Origin of the sequence: Cohnella candidum, assembly GCF_003713065.1 — a bacterium.
Taxonomy (GTDB): domain Bacteria; phylum Bacillota; class Bacilli; order Paenibacillales; family Paenibacillaceae; genus Cohnella; species Cohnella candidum.
Map to the genome: position 1 here is coordinate 4,318,567 of NZ_CP033433.1, position 15,161 is coordinate 4,333,727.

Below are 15,161 nucleotides of genomic sequence, written 5' to 3' on the forward strand. Positions count from 1 at the left end.
CAAGGGTCGGATGAGCAAAGGCGAAGGTGGGCGCAATGAACAGGATTACGTTGGAGCAATGGAGGGAGTGGCAAGGCTCCTATACGTTGCTTCCTTATGTACGCATGATCCGGGCGGCTGAAGGAAGGCTGCTGCCGGTCGTGTGGGATCGGTTTTGGAGCGATGCCTCCGCTTATGGTTGCGTCTTGGAAAGCGGGAAAGGCGCACGTTATACGATGGCCGGCCTCCAACCTGTGGAGGTTATCGAAGGGAAGGGAAACAAGGCCCGCATCTCTTCTTGGGACGGTAAGGAATGGGCGGATCAGGGCTCTCTCGAAGGAGCGCCTCTGGATCTCGTGCGTTCCTGGATGACGGGATGGAGCGCTCCCCGTCCGGAAGGGCTTCCGGATTGCTGCGGAGGAGCGTTCGGCTTCTGGTCTTACGACACGGTACGGAGCTTGGAAAAACTGCCTGTCGCGGCATCGGATGATTTGGGGCTGCCGGATTTCGCGTTCCAACGTTACGAGCGACTGTGGATCGCCGATCACAGAGAGCAGGCCGTCTACCTGGCAGTCCATATGCGCGTGCCGGCCGATGCCCCGAACGACGATGAGTATTTAGAGCGGCTTTATGTGGAAGCGGAACGGGCGGCCGACGAGATGGAACGGCAATGGCGGTCATGGTGCGCCGTCTCCGAAGAGCCGGAAACCGAGAGCCGGCTTCGGACGATGCGTTCCTTTTTAGAAGAAGATCTGCTGCAAATCGAAGTGGAGCGCATTCCCGGACTGGCGACATCGATGAGCAAGGGCGCGTTCGAAAATGCGGTTCGGCGGATCCAGGATTATATCGCGCAGGGAGACGCGTTTCAGGTCAATCTGTCGCTCAGGCAGAGCGTGGCGGCGGGCCTCCCCGCCGAGGAGCTGTACGAGTGGCTTCGGCTCGTGAACCCCTCCCCGTACATGGGCATGCTGCGCACGCCGAACTTCGCCTTGGTCAGCGCATCTCCCGAGCTGTTGGTCAAGCTGGACGAAGGCAAGCTGTCCACACGCCCGATTGCCGGGACAAGGCGCCGCGGCCGCACGCCGGAAGAGGATAAGGCGATGGAGGATGAGCTGCGCTCGAACGAGAAAGAACGGGCCGAACACGTGATGCTGGTCGATCTGGAGCGCAACGACTTGGGACGGGTGGCGGCGTACGGCACGGTGAAGGTGCCGGAGCTGATGACGGTCGAGCGCTATTCCCACGTCATGCATCTCGTGTCGCAGGTGGAAGCCCGGCTGTCTCCCGGCAAGGACGCTTTCGATGTCGTGGCGGCGGTGTTCCCGGGCGGCACGATCACCGGAGCGCCGAAAATCCGCACGATGGAAATCATAGAAGAACTGGAGCCGGTCCGCCGGGGGCCGTACACGGGCTCCATGGGATGGATTGACTACGCCGGGAATATGGAATTTAATATTATTATCCGTACGATCGCCGTCAAGGACGGGGTTTGTCACATCCAGGCGGGAGCGGGAATCGTCATTGATTCCGATCCGAATCGGGAATTTTACGAGTGCCTGAACAAAGCCAAAGCGCTTTGGAAGGCCGTACAGTACGGGCAGCGGTACGCGGAAGGACAAGATCGGCCGTCCCGGCCGCCGGCCTGAACGAAGGGGAGGAACGAACGATGATTTTGGTGATCGACAATTACGATTCTTTTACTTATAACTTGGTCCAATACTTGGGGGAACTCGGGGAAGAAATCGCCGTACATCGCAACGACGAAATCACCTTGGAAGAGATCGAGGATATGAAGCCGGACCACATCCTCATTTCGCCCGGCCCTTGTACGCCGAACGAAGCCGGCATCAGCCTCTCGCTGATCGAGCGTTTTAAAGGCCGCATCCCCATTCTCGGCGTGTGTCTCGGCCACCAATCGATCGGCCAGGCTTTCGGCGGAGAGGTCGTCCGCGCGGACAAGCTGATGCACGGCAAAACGTCGGAAATCACGAATGACGGGCGCACCGTTTTCGAAGGGCTTCCGTCCCCGTTCACGGCCACGCGTTACCATTCCCTCGTCGTGAAGCGGGATACGCTGCCGGATTGCCTGGAGATTTCCGCCGAGACGGATGACGGCGAAATCATGGGCTTGCGGCATAAGGAGTACGTGGTGGAGGGCGTTCAGTTCCATCCCGAATCGATCATGACCGACAACGGGCTGCGCATGCTCCGCAACTTTCTGGCTTATAAGAAAGGCGTCCGGGCATGAACGTCCTTCGGAACGGCCGAATCATAGACAGCAAGGAAGCCGTGATCTCTGCATTCGATCACGGCTTTTTGTACGGAATGGGCCTGTTCGAAACCTTCCGCACCTATGACGGTCAGCCTTGGCTGCTCGAGCGGCATGCGGCGCGGCTCGCCGACAGCTGCAGGCTGCTCGGTATCTCGTACGAGCCGGACGCGGAGCGGATGCGCGAAGGCGTAGCCCGGCTGCTGGCCGCTTCCGGGCTGGAGGATGCCTATATTCGCTGGTCGGTTTCCGCGGGAGAAGGAGCCGTCGGTTTGCCGACGGGTCCCTATGAAACGCCGACGGAAATCGTCTACGCCAAAGAGCTCGCGCCGGACCGGCCGGACAACCGGTCCGCCAAGACGCTGCGGCTGCTGCATCTGCGACGGAGCTCGACGGAAGGGGAGATCCGGTTAAAATCTTTCCATTATATGAACAATATCCTTGCCAAGCGGGAGTTAGCGGAGGGCGGGGCAGGTCCCGGTGCGGAAGGATTGTTCCTGGACGCGGCGGGGAACGTGTGCGAAGGAATCGTGAGCAATGTGTTCTGGCTGTCGGACGGCGTCTTGCATACGCCTTCAACGGCAGCGGGTCCCTTGCCGGGTATTACCCGGGAATACCTCATGGAGTTGGCGGCGTCTTCCGGGTATCCGGTGAAGGAAGGTCTTTATCCGTTCGAGGACCTTCTTCGGGCGGATGAAGTGTTTCTCACCAATTCGATTCAGGAAATCGTACCGGTCACTACGCTCGAGGACGACCGGGGGCTAACGGTTTCCCGTTACGCATCAGCGGAAGCGAACTCCGTCACCCGGCAATGGATGGAACGGTACCGCCGCGCCGCCGAAGGGAGTTTAGAGCGATGAACCCGACATTTTACGATAGAAGTTACGCCTTTGAAGGCGGTTTGCGCCTGGAGCTGGGTCGAAGAACGCTCATCATGGGTATTTTGAATGTGACGCCGGATTCGTTCTCCGACGGAGGAAGGTACGACGCCGTGGAAGCTGCGGTCGAGCGGGCACGCCAGCTAGAGGCCGAAGGCGCGGATATCATCGACATCGGAGGCGAATCGACGCGGCCCGGCCATGATCCGGTATCGCTCGAGGAAGAACTGCGCCGCGTCGTTCCCGCCATTCGGGCGATCCGGGAAGCGGTCCGCTTGCCGATCAGCATCGATACATACAAAGCGGAAACCGCCCGGCAGGCGCTGGAAGCGGGAGCCCACATCGTGAACGACGTTTGGGGCTTCAAACGCGATCACCGAATCGCAGCGGTTTCCGCGGAATACGGCTGTCCGGTTATTTTGACGCACAATCGGGAAAGCCGGGATTACGCCGATTTCGTGCCGGACGTCATTGAGGATTTGTTGGCATCGGTCGCCCGGGCGAAAGCCGCCGGCGTGTCGGACGAGAACATTTGGCTGGATCCGGGCATCGGTTTCGCGAAGGATTACGACGAGAACCTTGAGCTGATGGGCCGACTGGACGAAATCGTGCGGCTCGGCTATCCCGTGCTGCTCGGGACTTCGCGCAAAACGTTCATTCGGCGGACGCTGGGCGTGGAAGCCTCGGATGCGCTCGAAGGGACGGCGGCTACCCAAGCGCTCGGGATCGCGCAAGGCTGCCAGATCATTCGGGTCCACGACGTGAAACAGATGAAACGCGTGGCGGCGATGACCGACGCGATCGTATACAAGTCATCGGCAAGGGGTGTGGAATGATGGACAAAATGGTTCTTAAACGGATGGTGTTTTACGGCTACCACGGGGTTTTTCCGGAAGAAAACAAGCTCGGCCAAAAATTTTACGTGGATCTGGACCTTCGACTGGATCTGACGAAGGCGGCTCGTTCGGACGACGTGGCGGACACCGTGAACTATGCCGAAATCCATTCGACGGTGAAAGCCATTGTCGAAGGGGCTCCGGTCAAGCTGATCGAGGCGCTGGCCGAAAAGATTGCGAACGCGGTACTCGGTACGTATACTATTATCAACGAAGCCACGGTATCGGTAACGAAGCCGAATCCGCCGTTCGACATCACTTTCGATGGAGTGACCGTGGAACTTCGAAGACGCCGGGATGGCGGCGGCAACGTGATTCCCGCAAAGGATTGACGGATTTGAAGTTGGCTTACGTGGCGCTGGGCGCCAACCTGGGCGACAGGGAAGCTTCCCTCTCGGAAGCGCTTCGCCGCATGGCGGCCGTGCCGGGAGTGCGAGTGCTGGGGATTTCCGGCGTATACGAGACGGATCCGGTCGGGTATGCCGACCAGCCGGCTTTTCTGAATATGGCGGCGGCCGTGGAGACGGAATTGGCTCCCGCCGAACTGCTGCGCACGCTGCTTGCGATCGAGAAGGACATGGGCCGCGTAAGGGACATCCGATGGGGTCCGCGGACGATCGATCTGGATTTGTTGCTGTACGAAGGAGCCCGGATGGAATCGGAGGAACTGACGCTCCCGCATCCCCGCATGGGGGAGCGGGCGTTCGTGTTGGTTCCTCTGAAGGATGTATGGCCTGCGGGTAAAGCTTTCCCCTGGGAAAGCTCCGTAGGCGCGGCCGAACAGGAAGCGGCCGGAATCAAACCGCGGGGCCGCCTGGACGAGCCCCGATAAGGAAGGAGTTGCCATTGTGCTTAAGATCGGCAACATAGAAATGAACAACAACGTCGTGCTGGCCCCGATGGCGGGCGTCTGCAACCCGGCGTTCCGGCTGATCGCCAAGGAATTCGGGTGCGGTCTCGTCTGCGCGGAAATGGTGAGCGATAAAGCGATCCTTCACGGGAACCAGCGGACGATGGAGATGCTGTTCGTCGACGAGCGGGAGAAGCCGCTCAGCCTGCAGATTTTCGGAGGCGACAAGGAATCGCTCGTCGCGGCCGTGAAATACGTGGACGAAAACACGAACGCGGATATCATCGACATCAACATGGGCTGCCCGGTACCGAAGGTCACCAAATGCGATGCCGGCGCCCGTTGGCTGCTCGACCCGAATAAGATTTACGACATGGTGTCTTACGCGGTCGAAGCGGCGAAGAAACCGGTGACGGTCAAAATGCGGATCGGCTGGGACGACCAGCACGTTTACGCCGTGGAGAACGCGCAGGCCGTCGAACGCGCGGGCGGCGCCGCGGTGAGCGTGCATGGACGGACCAGGGAACAATTGTATACCGGCAAAGCGAACTGGGATATTATAAGGGACGTTAAACAGGCCGTGTCGATTCCCGTCATCGGCAACGGAGACGTGTTCGCCCCGGAAGATGCCAAACGCTTGCTCGAGCATACGGGAGCCGACGGAGTGATGATCGGGCGCGGCGCGCTCGGCAATCCTTGGATGCTGTACCGCACCGTTCACTACCTGACGCGGGGCGAAATGCTGCCGGAACCGGCGCCGAGCGAGAAGATCCGCATTGCGGTGCTTCATCTCGACCGGTTGGTCAACCTCAAAGGCGAGGGCCAGGCCGTACGTGAAATGCGCAAGCATTTGGCGTGGTACCTCAAAGGACTGCCCAACGCGCATAAGGTGAAGGACACAATCATGGAGCTCACGGCGCGCGAAGCCGTCGTGTCGATGCTGACCGAATACGTACGGTCGGTGGAGGAAGACATGGCCCGGGAACCGCAGAACGAGAGCGATTCCGGAAACCTTCTCGTGCACTGAGGACGCGCCCCGGCGGGCTTTTCCGTGAATTGACATTTTTGAGGGGTTGAAATATAATCAGTACCAATATTCGCAAGGGCAGACCGGATCTTCCGGTCCCCTCCCTTCGGTGTCATGACCACGCGGAAGCGCCATATATTGGAGTAATCAGACGTTGCAGTTAACCCTATCCACGACAGGAGATCGGTGAGATGAGCGATAAAGAAGTCCTTCTGACCCCCGACGGGCTCAAAAAGCTGGAAGAGGAGCTTGAGAACCTGAAGTCGGTCAAACGCCGCGAAGTGGCCGAGCGCATCAAGATCGCGATCGGATACGGAGATATCAGCGAGAACTCGGAATACGAGGATGCGAAGAACGAACAAGCATTCATCGAAGGCCGCATCATCACGCTGGAGAAAATGCTCCGCAACGCGCGCATCATCAATAACGACGAGATCGACCTTGAGACGGTTGGCATCGGTTCCACCGTTATCGTGGAAGACCTCGAATTCGGCGATACGATGGAATACACGATCGTCGGCACGGCCGAATCTGATCCCGGTCAGAACAAGATTTCCAACGAAAGCCCAGTGGGCAGAGCGATTATCGGCAAGAAAAAAGGCACGACCGTCGAAGTCAACGTTCCTGCGGGCATTATCCAATACAAAATCGTCGATATCAAGAAGTGATTCAGCCTTGCCGGCGCAAGCGCAGACAACGCAAAAAAGCTTCCTCCGGAAGCTTTTTTGGTTGTATGAGAGGTTAGAAAGAAGGAGAATCCGACATGGAACATACGGAAAACAACACGGAATCGGCAGAGCTTAGCGAATTGCTGCAGATTCGGCGCAACAAACTGGATGAGCTGCGGGATCTCGGCGTCGATCCTTTCGGTTCGAAATTCGTCCGCACGACCCAGGCGGGGGACATTCTGTCCGCATACGGCGAGCTCTCCCAAGAGGAGCTGGAGTCGCGTGCGATCGAGGTCAGCATAGCCGGCCGGATCATGCAGAAACGCGGCATGGGCAAGGCCGCCTTCGCGCACATTCAGGATTTGAGCGGCAAAATTCAAATCTACGTCCGCCAGGACACGGTGCCGGGCAACCAATTCGCGGCGTTCGACCTGCTCGACATCGGCGACATGGTCGGCGTTCACGGCGTCGTTTTCAAGACGAAGACGGGTGAAACGTCGGTGAAAGTAAAGGAACTGACCGTGCTCACGAAGTCGCTGCTTCCGCTGCCGGACAAGTTCCACGGCCTGAAAGACGTAGAAACGCGGTACCGCCAGCGGTACGTCGACTTGATCGTCAGCCCCGAAGTGCAGAAAACGTTCATTGCCCGTTCGAAAATCATCCAGTCGATGCGCCGTTATTTGGACAGCCGCGGCTATCTCGAAGTCGAGACGCCGACGCTTCATGCCATCGCGGGCGGCGCGGCAGCGCGTCCGTTCATTACGCACCATAACGCGCTGGACATGCAGCTGTACATGCGGATCGCGATCGAGCTTCACCTGAAGCGTCTGATCGTCGGCGGGCTGGAGAAAGTGTACGAGATCGGCCGGGTATACCGGAACGAAGGCATTTCGACGCGGCACAACCCCGAGTTCACGATGATCGAGCTGTATGAAGCTTATGCGGACTATAAGGATATCATGGACCTGACCGAAAACCTCATCGCCCACATCGCGCAAGAGGTGCTTGGCACGACGAAGATCAACTATCAAGGCCAAGAGGTCGATCTTGCGCCGCCGTGGCGCCGGGTGTCGATGATGGAATTGATCCGCGAAGCCGTCGGCATCGACTTCACCGCGCAGATGACGAACGATGAAGCGCACCGGTTGGCCAAAGAGCATAAAGTTCCGGTTGAACCTCATATGGCGTTCGGCCATATCGTCAACGCGTTTTTCGAAACATTCGTCGAGCATACGCTCATTCAGCCGACGTTCGTCACCGGACATCCGGTTGACATTTCCCCGCTCGCGAAGAAGAACGACAAGGATCCGCGGTTTACCGACCGGTTCGAGCTGTTCATCGTGGCGAGGGAGCATGCGAATGCGTTCACCGAGCTGAACGATCCGATCGACCAGCGCCAGCGTTTCGAGGCGCAGCTGCAGGAGAAAGCCGCGGGCAACGACGAGGCGCACGAGATGGATGAAGACTTCATCCGCGCGCTCGAGTACGGCATGCCGCCGACCGGCGGCTTGGGAATCGGCGTGGACCGTCTGGTCATGCTGCTGACCGACTCGCCGTCGATCCGCGACGTGCTGCTGTTCCCGCACATGCGGGAGCGGGCCGACGATTAATAGGATGTCTCATTGTGAGCCGCTCGCCGATTGGCGGGCGGTTTTCTATTTAACGAAAATAACCAGCTCAAAAAGGGTTGCATCCGATAGGCGACCGTGATATATTATTTAAGCCGCTTCGTGAGCGGCGCTATACGAAAGGCTTTCGAGCTGAGTAGATTGCTCCTTGAAAACTGAACATCGAGCGTAATACGGTTTGAGCTTCGGCTCGAACAAACCAGCTTTAACTTTTGAGCCTTCAAGGCTCTTCAATAAGGTTTTACCTTTATGGAGAGTTTGATCCTGGCTCAGGACGAACGCTGGCGGCGTGCCTAATACATGCAAGTCGAGCGGATCTCTGAGGGAGCTTGCTCCCGAAGAGGTTAGCGGCGGACGGGTGAGTAACACGTAGGCAACCTGCCCATAAGACCGGGATAACATTCGGAAACGAATGCTAAGACCGGATACGCAGCGAGGTCGCATGATCTTGCTGGGAAACACGGCGCAAGCTGTGGCTTATGGATGGGCCTGCGGCGCATTAGCTAGTTGGTGAGGTAACGGCCCACCAAGGCGACGATGCGTAGCCGACCTGAGAGGGTGAACGGCCACACTGGGACTGAGACACGGCCCAGACTCCTACGGGAGGCAGCAGTAGGGAATCTTCCACAATGGACGCAAGTCTGATGGAGCAACGCCGCGTGAGTGAGGAAGGCCTTCGGGTCGTAAAGCTCTGTTGCCAGGGAAGAACGCCAGGGAGAGTAACTGCTCCTTGGGTGACGGTACCTGAGAAGAAAGCCCCGGCTAACTACGTGCCAGCAGCCGCGGTAATACGTAGGGGGCAAGCGTTGTCCGGAATTATTGGGCGTAAAGCGCGCGCAGGCGGTTTCTTAAGTCTGGTGTCTAAGTGCGGGGCTCAACCCCGTGATGCACTGGAAACTGGGAAACTTGAGTGCAGAAGAGGAGAGCGGAATTCCACGTGTAGCGGTGAAATGCGTAGAGATGTGGAGGAACACCAGTGGCGAAGGCGGCTCTCTGGACTGTAACTGACGCTGAGGCGCGAAAGCGTGGGGAGCAAACAGGATTAGATACCCTGGTAGTCCACGCCGTAAACGATGAGTGCTAGGTGTCGGGGGGGTCCACCCCTCGGTGCCGAAGTTAACACATTAAGCACTCCGCCTGGGGAGTACGGTCGCAAGACTGAAACTCAAAGGAATTGACGGGGACCCGCACAAGCAGTGGAGTATGTGGTTTAATTCGAAGCAACGCGAAGAACCTTACCAGGTCTTGACATCCCCCTGAATCCTCTAGAGATAGAGGCGGCCTTCGGGACAGGGGAGACAGGTGGTGCATGGTTGTCGTCAGCTCGTGTCGTGAGATGTTGGGTTAAGTCCCGCAACGAGCGCAACCCTTGAGCTTAGTTGCCAGCACGTTATGGTGGGCACTCTAGGCTGACTGCCGGTGACAAACCGGAGGAAGGCGGGGATGACGTCAAATCATCATGCCCCTTATGACCTGGGCTACACACGTACTACAATGGCCGGTACAACGGGTCGCGAAGCCGCGAGGCGGAGCCAATCCCAGCAAAGCCGGTCTCAGTTCGGATTGCAGGCTGCAACTCGCCTGCATGAAGTCGGAATTGCTAGTAATCGCGGATCAGCATGCCGCGGTGAATACGTTCCCGGGTCTTGTACACACCGCCCGTCACACCACGAGAGTTTACAACACCCGAAGCCGGTGGGGTAACCGCAAGGAGCCAGCCGTCGAAGGTGGGGTAGATGATTGGGGTGAAGTCGTAACAAGGTAGCCGTATCGGAAGGTGCGGCTGGATCACCTCCTTTCTAAGGAGCCCTTCGGGGCAGTAAAGTCCACATCCTGCTTGCAGGAGTGGCACGTATTACGCTCGAGTTCAGTTTTGGGGGAGCAAGCCTCCTTCAATTGAATACCGCGCATCGTTTGGCGACATGCGCAACCTGTCTGGTGGTAATGGCGGAGGGGTTCCACGCGTACCCATCCCGAACACGACCGTTAAGCCCTCCAGCGCCAATGGTACTTGGACCGAAGGGTCCTGGGAGAGTAGGACGCCGCCAGGCAGGCCCATTATGGGTCTTTTTCATGGCCTGACAATATTGGCCTTTAGCTCAGCTGGTTAGAGCGCACCCCTGATAAGGGTGAGGTCGGTGGTTCGAGTCCACTAAGGCCAACCAAATTTCATTACCCTATGGGGACGTAGCTCAGCTGGGAGAGCACCTGCCTTGCACGCAGGGGGTCAGGAGTTCGATCCTCCTCGTCTCCACCATTCGATTCTTATCGGCGAAGCGAATTGCCAACTTTTGTGGGTTGAGCGACGAAGCCAGCCGTGATAAGATGATCTTCCTGCCGATGAGGCAGCGAAGGAATTGCACCTTGAAAACTGGATAGCGAAACGAAAGCAATGCGCTGAAGAAAACATCAAGCACCTTGTGTCTTGACTGCAACTGTGATCCTTGTGATTGCAGCAAAGGTTAAGCTAATAAGGGCGCACGGTGGATGCCTAGGCGCCAGGAGCCGACGAAGGACGCGACGAACAGCGATATGCCTCGGGGAGCCGTAAGTGGGCGTTGATCCGGGGATCTCCGAATGGGGAAACCCAGCTGCGGTAATGCGCAGTTACTCATGAGTGAATCCATAGCTCATGAAGAGGCACACCCAGGGAACTGAAACATCTAAGTACCTGGAGGAGAAGAAAACAAGAGTGATTCCGTCAGTAGCGGCGAGCGAAAGCGGATTAGCCCAAACCAGGGAGCTTGCTCCCTGGGGTTGTGGGACGTCTCACATGGAGTGATAAAAGAGCAGGTTAGGCGAAGAGGACTGGAAAGTCCCGCTATAGAAGGTAAGAGCCCTGTAGCCAAAAGCCTGCTCTCTCCGAGACGGATCCCGAGTACCGCGGGACACGTGAAACCCCGTGGGAATCCGGCAGGACCATCTGCCAAGGCTAAATACTCCCTGGCGACCGATAGTGAAGCAGTACCGTGAGGGAAAGGTGAAAAGCACCGCGGGAGCGGAGTGAAAAAGAACCTGAAACCGTGCGCTTACAAGAAGTCAGAGCCCGATTAATGGGTGATGGCGTGCCTTTTGTAGAATGAACCGGCGAGTTACGTTCACGTGCAAGGTTAAGCTGTAGAGGCGGAGCCGAAGGGAAACCGAGTCTGAATAGGGCGCTTAAGTACGTGGTCGTAGACCCGAAACCGTGTGATCTACCCCTGTGCAGGGTGAAGGTGCGGTAATACGCACTGGAGGCCCGAACTCGTGAGCGTTGAAAAGCTCTGGGATGACGTGGGGGTAGGGGAGAAATTCCAATCGAACTCGGAGATAGCTGGTTCTCCCCGAAATAGCTTTAGGGCTAGCCTCGAGGTTTAGCATCATGGAGGTAGAGCACTGATTGGGTGCGGGGCCCGCCAAGGGTTACCAAGTCCAGTCAAACTCCGAATGCCATGGATGTGTACTCGGGAGTCAGACGGCGAGTGCTAAGATCCGTCGTCAAGAGGGAAAGAGCCCAGATCATCAGCTAAGGTCCCCAAGTGTGTGTTAAGTGGGAAAGGATGTGGAGTTGCGAAGACAACCAGGATGTTGGCTTAGAAGCAGCCACCATTTAAAGAGTGCGTAATAGCTCACTGGTCGAGTGACTCTGCGCCGAAAATGTAACGGGGCTAAACACACCACCGAAGCTATGGCATGTCGTAGTCTTCACTTTGTTCTGGTTGGCACCGGGACATTAGTCAGAATCGACCTTAGAGGTCGTTCAAGGATTCTGACCAAATGCCCCAGCTAAACACACCAGAGTGAAGTGAAGGCTACGACTTGGGTAGGGGAGCGTTGTATGCGGGTTGAAGTCAGACCGGAAGGACTGGTGGACTGCATACAAGTGAGAATGCCGGTATGAGTAACGAAAAGACAAGTGAGAATCTTGTCCGCCGAAAGCCTAAGGGTTCCTGGGGAAGGTTCGTCCGCCCAGGGTAAGTCGGGACCTAAGGCGAGGCCGAAAGGCGTAGTCGAAGGACAACAGGTTGAAATTCCTGTACCACCGTAAGCCGTTACGAGCGATGGGGGGACGCAGGAGGGCAAAGACGCGAGCTGATGGAATAGCTCGTCCAAGCAGTGAGGGGTGTGTGCAGGCAAATCCGCACACTATAACCTTGAGCTGTGATGGGGAGGGAAAATTGCAGTACCGAAGGTCTTGTGCTCACGCTGCCGAGAAAAGCCTCTAGCCAGGCGAAGGTGCCCGTACCGTAAACCGACACAGGTAGGCGAGATGAAAATTCTAAGGCGCGCGGAAGAACTCTCGTTAAGGAACTCGGCAAAATGACCCCGTAACTTCGGGAGAAGGGGTGCCCCGGTAGCGTGAATAGCGCGAGGGGGCCGCAGTGAAGAGGCCCAAGCGACTGTTTAGCAAAAACACAGGTCTGTGCGAAGCCGTAAGGCGAAGTATACGGGCTGACGCCTGCCCGGTGCTGGAAGGTTAAGGGGAGCGGTTAGGGGCAACCCGAAGCTGTGAACCGAAGCCCCAGTAAACGGCGGCCGTAACTATAACGGTCCTAAGGTAGCGAAATTCCTTGTCAGGTAAATTCTGACCCGCACGAATGGCGTAACGATCTTGGGCGCTGTCTCAACGAGAGATCCGGTGAAATTTTAGTACCTGTGAAGATGCAGGTTACCCGCGACGTGACGGAAAGACCCCATGGAGCTTTACTGCAGCTTGATATTGGACTTTGGTACGGTCTGTACAGGATAGGTGGGAGCCTTGGAAGCCGGAGCGCCAGCTTCGGTGGAGGCGACGTTGGGATACCACCCTGATCGTATCGGAGTTCTAACCTGTCACCGTGAATCCGGTGAAGGGACCGTGTCAGGCGGGCAGTTTGACTGGGGCGGTCGCCTCCTAAAAAGTAACGGAGGCGCCCCAAGGTTCCCTCAGCGCGGTTGGAAATCGCGCGAAGAGTGCAAAGGCATAAGGGAGCTTGACTGCGAGACCAACAAGTCGAGCAGGGACGAAAGTCGGGCTTAGTGATCCGGTGGTACCGAATGGAAGGGCCATCGCTCAACGGATAAAAGCTACCCTGGGGATAACAGGCTTATCTCCCCCAAGAGTCCACATCGACGGGGAGGTTTGGCACCTCGATGTCGGCTCATCGCATCCTGGGGCTGAAGTAGGTCCCAAGGGTTGGGCTGTTCGCCCATTAAAGCGGTACGCGAGCTGGGTTCAGAACGTCGTGAGACAGTTCGGTCCCTATCTGTCGCGGGCGTAGGAAATTTGAGAGGGGCTGTCCTTAGTACGAGAGGACCGGGATGGACGCACCGCTGGTGTACCAGTTGTTCCGCCAGGAGCACCGCTGGGTAGCCAAGTGCGGGAGGGATAAGCGCTGAAAGCATCTAAGCGCGAAGCCCGCCTCAAGATGAGATTTCCCAATTCGTAAGACCCCTGGAAGAACACCAGGTTGATAGGCCCGGGGTGGAAGCGCGGCAACGCGTGCAGCTGACGGGTACTAATCGGTCGAGGGCTTATCCTACGCAGTAACACAGGTGATTGTTTCTTCAGCACTGCTTTCACGTTTCGCTATCCGGTTTTCAGGGCGCAAGCCTATAAACCGTTAAAGCACTTTCCGTCATTCGACGGAAGGTGCTTTTTTCATTTCCTCTTTTCCCAGCAATCTTACATCACAGGTTCGGCCGAACGCAGCCACACTAAGGAAAACGGCTGCCAGGAGGCGAACGTTCCATGCCGACACCGACTGCCCGGAACCTGTTGATTCTCGTCGTTTTCGTCTTCACCGCTTTGGTATTGCCGGGCTGCACGCGGGAGGATGGTCCTGATCTGGCCGAGCCCGTCGCATCTAAGGGAACGACTGTATCGCAGCCCGTACGTTTTACGGTCAAATCGAAAACGACGGACTTACAAAGGCGCATTGCGATCGGTGCGGCGGCACCGTTCGTGCCGAATCCCCCGAGACAGAGCGTCCGCGGCATTTACGTATCCACCTTCGCTGCTCTGTCCGGCTCCAAGATGAAGTCGATCCATGCGTTGCTCAACAACACCGAGCTCAACGCCGTCGTGCTTGACGTCAACAGCGGAGCGCGGCTTCTGTCGCTCACCCGTACTTCCGATGCAAAGCGCTTCGTTCGGTCGGAAACGCCCGCCGCCCGGCGCCTGCGTGCGGTTGTCCGCGATCTCAAAAGCCGCCGGGTCTATGTGATCGCAAGGATCGTGTCCTTTAAGGATTCAGAAGCGGCCCTTGCGCGGCCTGATCTGGCGTTGAAACGTAAGGACGGCACCGTATGGACCGATCGACGCGGGCATGCCTGGCTTGACCCGTACAACGAGGAGGCTTGGGCATATCCGGCCGCACTCGCCCAAGAGGCGGCGGCTGCCGGATTCGACGAGGTGCAGTTCGATTACGTACGTTTTCCGGATATCGCAGCGAATAGGGACCGGGAGATCGCCTACCCATACTCCCGCGGGCGCAGCAAAAGCGAGGCGATCCGCCAATTCCTGAGGTATGCCGCAGGGGAAGCCCACGCGCGCGGATTGCGCGTATCGGCGGACGTTTTCGGGATGGTCGGGTCGACCACTTCGGATATGGGGATCGGTCAGCGCTGGGTCGATCTTGCGCCGGTGTCGGACGTGCTGTCCCCGATGGTATATCCCTCTCACTACAACAACGGAACGTGGGGGATCCCGAATCCTGATCTGACCCCTGGTCCTATCGTGACGAAGGCCATGCAAGACGCGTCCAAGCGGAATAAAGTTCTTCGTCGGCAAGGGAAGAAGCCGGCGGACGTCAGGCCCTGGCTCCAAGGATTTACGGCGTCTTGGGTTCAACCCCATCAGGTCTATGGGCCGGACCAAATTCGGGAGCAGATCCGAGCGGCCAAACAAGCCGGTTTTCCTTCTTACCTGATTTGGAATTCGTCCAGCCGGTACCCGGTTTTCTGATCCGATATGGTCGGAATATTCGCGAAATTCGCCCGAACGGC

General features: G+C 57.6%; 10 protein-coding genes, 2 tRNA genes and 3 rRNA genes. All 15 read left to right on the plus strand.

All coding sequences use genetic code 11. The annotated features are described in order from the left end of the window. Nucleotides 1–35: 35 nt before the first annotated feature. The 15 genes from EAV92_RS19935 (at nt 36) to EAV92_RS20005 (ending at nt 15,120) form a co-directional block, all read left to right on the plus strand. Nucleotides 36–1,625 (plus strand): anthranilate synthase component I family protein, encoded by a 1,590-nt coding sequence (locus EAV92_RS19935; protein WP_123042719.1) that lies wholly within the window; start codon nt 36–38, stop codon nt 1,623–1,625. A gap of 20 nt (nt 1,626–1,645) precedes the next feature. After that, complete coding sequence (gene pabA / locus EAV92_RS19940) at nt 1,646–2,227, plus strand: aminodeoxychorismate/anthranilate synthase component II (protein ID WP_123042720.1); 582 nt, start codon at nt 1,646–1,648, stop codon at nt 2,225–2,227. Further along, a complete protein-coding gene (gene pabC, locus EAV92_RS19945; RefSeq protein ID WP_123042721.1) occupies nt 2,224–3,108 on the plus strand; it encodes an aminodeoxychorismate lyase in 885 nt (294 codons plus the stop codon). Before pabA ends, pabC begins: the two co-directional genes overlap by 4 nt. Further along, nucleotides 3,105–3,962, plus strand: coding sequence for a dihydropteroate synthase (folP, locus tag EAV92_RS19950; RefSeq protein WP_123042722.1), 858 nt, complete (start codon nt 3,105–3,107; stop codon nt 3,960–3,962). The genes pabC and folP overlap by 4 nt, the downstream gene beginning before the upstream one ends. After that, nucleotides 3,962–4,354, plus strand: a complete 393-nt coding sequence (gene folB, locus EAV92_RS19955) for a dihydroneopterin aldolase (protein ID WP_123042723.1) — start codon at nt 3,962–3,964, stop codon at nt 4,352–4,354. Before folP ends, folB begins: the two co-directional genes overlap by 1 nt. Before the next feature lie 5 nt (nt 4,355–4,359). Beyond that, a complete protein-coding gene (folK, locus tag EAV92_RS19960; RefSeq protein WP_123043823.1) occupies nt 4,360–4,854 on the plus strand; it encodes a 2-amino-4-hydroxy-6-hydroxymethyldihydropteridine diphosphokinase in 495 nt (164 codons plus the stop codon). 16 nt (nt 4,855–4,870) lie between these two features. Further along, on the plus strand, nt 4,871–5,899 hold the full coding sequence (gene dusB / locus EAV92_RS19965) for a tRNA dihydrouridine synthase DusB (RefSeq protein WP_123042724.1): 1,029 nt from the start codon (nt 4,871–4,873) through the stop codon (nt 5,897–5,899). Nucleotides 5,900–6,090: 191 nt separating this feature from the next. Beyond that, a complete protein-coding gene (gene greA / locus EAV92_RS19970; protein WP_123042725.1) occupies nt 6,091–6,567 on the plus strand; it encodes a transcription elongation factor GreA in 477 nt (158 codons plus the stop codon). Nucleotides 6,568–6,662: 95 nt separating this feature from the next. Further along, nucleotides 6,663–8,177: a lysine--tRNA ligase gene (gene lysS, locus EAV92_RS19975; RefSeq protein ID WP_123042726.1), complete on the plus strand. Its 1,515-nt coding sequence runs from the start codon at nt 6,663–6,665 to the stop codon at nt 8,175–8,177. Nucleotides 8,178–8,441: 264 nt separating this feature from the next. Next, nucleotides 8,442–9,994 (plus strand): 16S ribosomal RNA (locus EAV92_RS19980). A 135-nt stretch (nt 9,995–10,129) separates the two neighbouring features. Beyond that, a 5S ribosomal RNA gene (gene rrf, locus EAV92_RS19985) occupies nt 10,130–10,246 on the plus strand. A 37-nt stretch (nt 10,247–10,283) separates the two neighbouring features. Continuing rightward, a tRNA-Ile gene (locus EAV92_RS19990) sits at nt 10,284–10,360 on the plus strand. 16 nt (nt 10,361–10,376) lie between these two features. Continuing rightward, nucleotides 10,377–10,452: transfer RNA gene (locus EAV92_RS19995), tRNA-Ala, on the plus strand. 203 nt (nt 10,453–10,655) lie between these two features. After that, nucleotides 10,656–13,696: ribosomal RNA gene (locus EAV92_RS20000) — 23S ribosomal RNA — on the plus strand. The 16S, 23S and 5S rRNA genes sit together here with 2 tRNA genes alongside, the layout of an rRNA operon. Before the next feature lie 209 nt (nt 13,697–13,905). Next, nucleotides 13,906–15,120, plus strand: a complete 1,215-nt coding sequence (locus EAV92_RS20005; protein WP_123042727.1) for a putative glycoside hydrolase — start codon at nt 13,906–13,908, stop codon at nt 15,118–15,120. The last annotated feature ends 41 nt before the right edge of the window (nt 15,121–15,161 follow it).

Bases quoted from the DNA above. Each gene is read 5' to 3' on its own strand.
- folP (WP_123042722.1), top strand. From the start codon at position 3,105: ATGAACCCGACATTTTACGATAGAAGTTACGCCTTTGAAGGCGGTTTG.
- lysS (WP_123042726.1), top strand. From the start codon at position 6,663: ATGGAACATACGGAAAACAACACGGAATCGGCAGAGCTTAGCGAATTG.
- EAV92_RS20005 (WP_123042727.1), top strand. From the start codon at position 13,906: ATGCCGACACCGACTGCCCGGAACCTGTTGATTCTCGTCGTTTTCGTC.
- folB (WP_123042723.1), top strand. From the start codon at position 3,962: ATGGACAAAATGGTTCTTAAACGGATGGTGTTTTACGGCTACCACGGG.
- pabC (WP_123042721.1), top strand. From the start codon at position 2,224: ATGAACGTCCTTCGGAACGGCCGAATCATAGACAGCAAGGAAGCCGTG.
- EAV92_RS19935 (WP_123042719.1), top strand. From the start codon at position 36: ATGAACAGGATTACGTTGGAGCAATGGAGGGAGTGGCAAGGCTCCTAT.
- greA (WP_123042725.1), top strand. From the start codon at position 6,091: ATGAGCGATAAAGAAGTCCTTCTGACCCCCGACGGGCTCAAAAAGCTG.
- pabA (WP_123042720.1), top strand. From the start codon at position 1,646: ATGATTTTGGTGATCGACAATTACGATTCTTTTACTTATAACTTGGTC.